Origin of the sequence: Geomonas sp. (assembly GCF_035254065.1) — a bacterium.
Classification (GTDB): Bacteria; Desulfobacterota; Desulfuromonadia; order Geobacterales; family Geobacteraceae; genus Geomonas.
The window spans coordinates 1-5,163 of the sequence record NZ_DATFBA010000338.1 but is presented as its reverse complement, the minus strand read 5'-3'; the positions used below and the strand labels follow the sequence as shown (position 1 = coordinate 5,163).

General features: G+C 60.7%; 3 protein-coding genes. 1 reads left to right on the top strand and 2 read right to left on the bottom strand.

All coding sequences use genetic code 11. From position 1 onward, the window contains the following. Positions 1 to 69: 69 nt before the first annotated feature. Positions 70 to 1,449 (bottom strand): sigma-54-dependent transcriptional regulator, encoded by a 1,380-nt coding sequence (locus VJ604_RS15660; RefSeq protein ID WP_324084123.1) that lies wholly within the window; start codon positions 1,447 to 1,449, stop codon positions 70 to 72. Between the two features lie 293 nt (positions 1,450 to 1,742). After that, a complete protein-coding gene (locus VJ604_RS15655) occupies positions 1,743 to 4,238 on the bottom strand; it encodes an ATP-binding protein (protein ID WP_324084122.1) in 2,496 nt (831 codons plus the stop codon). 402 nt (positions 4,239 to 4,640) lie between these two features. Here VJ604_RS15655 and VJ604_RS15650 point away from each other — a divergent pair. Continuing rightward, a partial coding sequence (locus VJ604_RS15650; protein ID WP_324084121.1) for a UbiD family decarboxylase occupies positions 4,641 to 5,163 on the top strand: 523 nt, incomplete at its 3' end.

The following is a 5,163-nucleotide window of genomic DNA, read 5'->3' as shown; positions in this document are numbered from 1 at the left end:
GGCACGGCAGAGACGCTGGCTATAGGCGGGGTCGCTGGTCATCGGCGGGGCCGCTTTTAGCCGGCGCGGCTACAAACCGTACTTGTCCATCTTGTACCTGAGGGTGCCGCGGGGGATCTTCAGGATGGCTGCCGTCTGAAGGACGTTGCCGCAGGCCTTGGCCAGCGCCTGCTGGATCAGGGACTTTTCGATGGCGGTGATTGCCTCCTCGAGGCCCAGATCCGGCGGGAGTGTGGCCAGGCTCGCCGGTCCTTCGGCTGGCGGAGCCTTGACCGATTGGCCGCACCTTATCTCCTGAGGCAGGTGCTCGGGGAGGAGCAAGGGACCGTTGCGCATGATGCAGATGCGCTCGATCACGTTTCTGAGCTCCCTGATGTTCCCCGGCCATGGGTACTGCTCCATCAGCTCGGCCGCTTCTGCCGAGATGCCGCGGAAATCGCGCCCGAACGAGCGGCTGAAGCTGTCGAGGAAGTAGGCGGCCAGGGCGTTGATGTCCTGGATTCTTTCGCGCAGCGGCGGGATGTGGATCGGGAATACGTTGAGCCGGTAGAAGAGATCCTCGCGAAACATCTTTTCCGAGATCTGCTGGGCGAGGTTACGGTTGGTGGCAGCTATGATGCGCACGTCGATGGCGACGTCCTTGACGGCGCCCACCCGGCGGATGATCCGCTCCTGCAGCACACGCAAAAGCTTCGCCTGCATGGCCATGTCCATCTCGCCGATCTCGTCCAGGAACACCGTCCCGTGCTGTGCCTCCTCAAGTAACCCCTTCTTTCGTCCGCTGGCTCCGGTGAAGGAACCCTTCTCGTGGCCGAAAAGCTCGCTCTCCAAAAGGGCGGCCGGAATGGAGGCGCAGTTGATGGCGATGAAGGGTGCGTCTCGGCGGTCGGAAAGGTCGTGGATGGCGCGCGCTACCAGTTCCTTGCCGGTTCCCGATTCCCCGGTGATCAGGACGGTGGAGGGGATGCGGGAAATCTCGCGGACCTGGGCCACCACCTCGTTGAAGGCCTCGCTTCTGCCTATGATCGGAGACCGTCCGGGGAAGAGGCCGTTACCGGCCTTCAGGGTGCGTACCTCCCGTTTGAGGGTCTGCGTCTTCAGTGCCAGCTTGACGATCAGCCTCAGGGCGTCCGCCTTGAACGGCTTCTTCATGTAGTGGAAGGCCCCCAGCTTGAGCGACTCCACCGCGCTCTCCACCGAACCGTACCCGGTGATGATGATGACCAGCAGTTCCGGGTCGAGATCCTTGAGCGATTTCAGCACGTCGATGCCGTCTTCGGTGCCGAGGTTCAGGTCGAGCAGGGCGAGATCGATCTCGTCCGAGGCGACGATATCGCGGGCCTCCTGTCCGGACGAGGCCGCGAAAACCTGGAACCCTTCACTGGCCAGGGTACGCTGGACGTTCTCGCAGATGAAGGCTTCGTCGTCGATGATGAGTATCTTTTCCATAGAGAGTCTCTGAAAAAACGAATCTAAGCGGATTTGTGAAGCAAAATATTTTGACCACGGATGACGCGGATTGGGCGGATTGTCACGGTTTTCAAAGAAATAAACTGTTTAGTTTTTGAATCTCAAGTCCCATCCGCTTTTAAGTCTGTTTTCCTATTCCTTCTCTTCAGCTTTTCGGTTCGGGTTTTACCGGTAGTTTCTTTTTCCGCGTCAATCCGTAAAATCCGCGTCGTCCGCGGTCGAAAAGCCTTTGACGTTGATCCGTCTCGATCTGTCTTTCTCCGCCGTTGAAGTCAGGAATTTATCGGCAGTTCGATGATGAAGGTGGTCCCTTTCCCCGGCGCGCTCTCCACCCTGATCCTCCCCTGGTGCTCCTCTACGATGCGCTGGGTTATCGACAGCCCGAGCCCCGTCCCTGCTCCCTTGCCAGTGAAGAACGGCTCGAAGATCAAGGGGAGGGCTTCCTTTGCGATACCGGGACCGTCGTCGGCGATGGTTATCACGACGCGATTTTCCTCGCTCCTGGTCACGATCTCCATGGTGCCCCCGCCGGGCATGGCCTCCTGGGCGTTCTTGATGATGTTCAGCACCGCCTGCTTGATCTGGTCAGGGTCGAGCCGCAACAGGGGGACCTCGCCTTCCTTGACGCTAAGCTGGATTTTCTGCCGTTCGCACGGCCGGCGCATGAGTAGTACGGTGTCATACACCACCTGGTTCAGGTCGCACTCCCTGAACGCCGCCCGCACCGGGGAAGAGTAGTTGAGCAGGGCGGTGATCAGACGTTCCACCCGCTCAATCTCGGCCAGCGCCTTCTTGATCATCCTCTGGTCGTCGGAGCCTGACGCCGCCTGGTCATGCAGGTCGTCGAGCAACAGCGAAATCCCGGTCAGCGGATTCCTCACCTCGTGGGCGATGCCCGCGGAGAGCTTGCCCAGCGAGGCGAGACGGTCCAGCCGCATCATCTCCTGGCGGAGCTTCTCTTTTTCCGTCTCGTTTCTGAGTGTTACCGTGAGCCCCTTCTCGGCGGCCGCCCCGATCGGGAAGAAGCCGAGCTCGAAATGGGTGAGCCCGGTCCCGCGGTCGATCCTGAAGGGAGAACGTCCGTATCCCGCGTTGGTTGCCAGCACCTGGGCGATCCGCTCCGCGATGTTCCCCCACCCCTGGTAGACCTCGGTGTAGTGCATGTCCTGGACCACGTGTGGCCCGAACAGTCGCTTGGCCGTCCCGTTCATGGAGGTGAGGCGCCCTTGCGGGGAGAAGGTGACGATGGCGCTGGAGATACTTTCCAGCACGCTTGCCTGGAAGTTCCTCTCGTCGAGGATCTCCAGGCGCGATCTGCGCAGTTCGTCCAGGGTCGTCAGCAGGCTCTGCTTGCGTAGTTCCAGTTCGTCGGCCATGTTGTTGAAGGTGCTGGCGAGAACGCCGATCTCGTCTTTCGATTTGACCTTCACCCTGACATGGGTGTCTCCTGCCGCCAGTTTTCCCGCCCCCTCGGTAAGCTGCCTTAAGGGGACGCTGATCCCCCGCGAGAGGAACCAGGCCGAAAGGGCGGCAACAAGGGCCGTGGCGAGGAGGATGAGCGCGCTGGTTCGGCGGTGTTCGCCCAACTGGCGGGTGATCATCCGGCTACCCTTGCGCGCAGCATCGTGGAACTGGTCCACCTGGAAGCCGATGGTGATGCCGCCGAACACACCGTGCTTGCGGTACTCCCCGGTGTCGTAAAAGATCGGCGCGTACGCCATGATCTTTTTGGCGCCCCCTACGTTGGTGATGTCGACGAAGCCGGACTCCTGCTTGCGGACGGCGGCGGAAACCTTGGGATAGCTGGGGTGGACGAAGCCGGCATAGTCGAGGTTGAAGGGGATGCGTCCCGCCTCGATGTCAGCTTTACTGGAGTGTTCGCTGAACGGCGGTACCTGTTTCCCGTTGCGGTCGACGCCGCGGATATCCCAGAACTTGGGATGGGTGATGATCCACCCCTCGTCGTCGAACAGGAAGGCGTAGTTGCCGCTCATGTAGGAGGGGAAAAGGGTGGAGAAGTTTTTGCCGGGGTCGACGTGCTGGGTGAATTCCATCAGGTGCCGGTGATCAAGCGACAGGACCACCATCCCCGCGAACCTACCTTCGCTGTCGAAGAGCGGCGACCCGAAGCGGATCACCCCCTCGTAGTTCTTGCCGTCGTATGCCGTCTCCGGACTGCTGGCGCCGGCCAACTGCTCCTGCTTCAGGATGTGGAAGCCGGTAAGGTGCGAGACGTAAATCTCACCCCTATGGAGAGCCCGTATCTTGGAGAAGTAGTCCTCTTTTTTGAACTCGGTGTTGGCCGGATTCGAGATGTTGCGTAACTGGGAGGCGCGGAGGAAGTTGCCGTTCTGGATCACCACCTTTTCCTGGCCGGTGCGGTCGATGAAGGCAATGCTGCGGTAGACGGGAAGGTACTTGTGGATGCCGGTGTCGGCGGTGGCGCTGGCGCCGCGCAGCCATACCTCATGCTGCACGCTCTCGTAGAAGTGCAGCAGGGCCGCCCGGTCCAGGTGCGAGCGGGAGAGGAAACGCAGGTCGCTCTCGCACTGGTGCAGGAAGTCGGAGATGTTGTCGGCCAGCACCCTTGCCCGCATCTGCAGCGACTCGGTTGCCTGGCTGTCGTCCGAGTTGGCGATCTCCGCGGTGAGGCGCGCGCTCTTCGACTCGAGGTTGGCGAGCAGGATCAGCGAGGAGACGAACAGCGGCAGCAGCGAGAGCAGCAGCGTACTGATCAGGATCTTTTTGAAGATGGTCAGTTTCGGCAAAGAGGACCTCAAAGGGGTAAAGCGCGGGAGCCAGGCTACTGTGCGGCAGCCACGGACCGTAGAGTAGCATAAAACAGCTCGTAATTATAAGAGAATCCTCGTCGCTCCGATCCATCTTCCATTGTCTCGGTTGTTCCCTTTATGCACTTTCCCGACATTTCAAGCTCTCCCTCCCCCCACGGGGGAGGGTAGGGGTGAGGGAAGCCCCGCATCTTTGGGCTATCTTCACTTCGTGGAAGGTTCCCACACCCCAACCCTCAGAGGGAGAGGGGGCGCCAGCAAAGGCGGATTGAGTTGGTGGACGGTCGACCAGGTGTGCGGGGAGGTTTTGTGTTGACTTGGCAGGAGGGGTGAATTAAGAATAGCCACTGATTTTCGCATCATATCAGGCGGGAGTGTTGGTTGGGATATAGAGATCTGGCATCGTGCGTAGCGGACCTCGAGCGTAATGGCGCCCTGGTTCGCATCAACGAGGAAGTATCGAGCGACCTCGAGATCGGCGTCATTCAGCGGCGGGTCTACCAGGCGGGAGGTCCGGCGCTTCTCTTCACGCGGGTGAAGGGCTCCAGCTTCCCCATGCTGGGAAACCTGTTCGGCACCCTGGAGAGGACCCGCTACATATTTCGGGATACCCTGAAGGCTGTCGAGCGACTGGTGCGGCTGAAGATAGATCCCCGGTCCGCGCTAAGGGAGCCGGCTTCGCTGTTCGCCGCCATCCCTGCCGCCTATCATCTGCTGCCGAAGTTCGTCTCCGACGGACCGATCCTCGGCCGGCGGACCACCATCGACCAGCTTCCCCAGTTGAAATCCTGGCCGGGTGACGGCGGTGCCTTCATCACCTTGCCGCAGGTCTATTCGGAAAGTGCCTATCACCCGGGGCTGCGCCATTCCAATCTCGGGATGTACCGCGTGCAGATCTCGGGGG

Bases quoted from the DNA above. Each gene is read 5' to 3' on its own strand.
- VJ604_RS15660 (WP_324084123.1), bottom strand. From the start codon at position 1,449: ATGGAAAAGATACTCATCATCGACGACGAAGCCTTCATCTGCGAGAAC.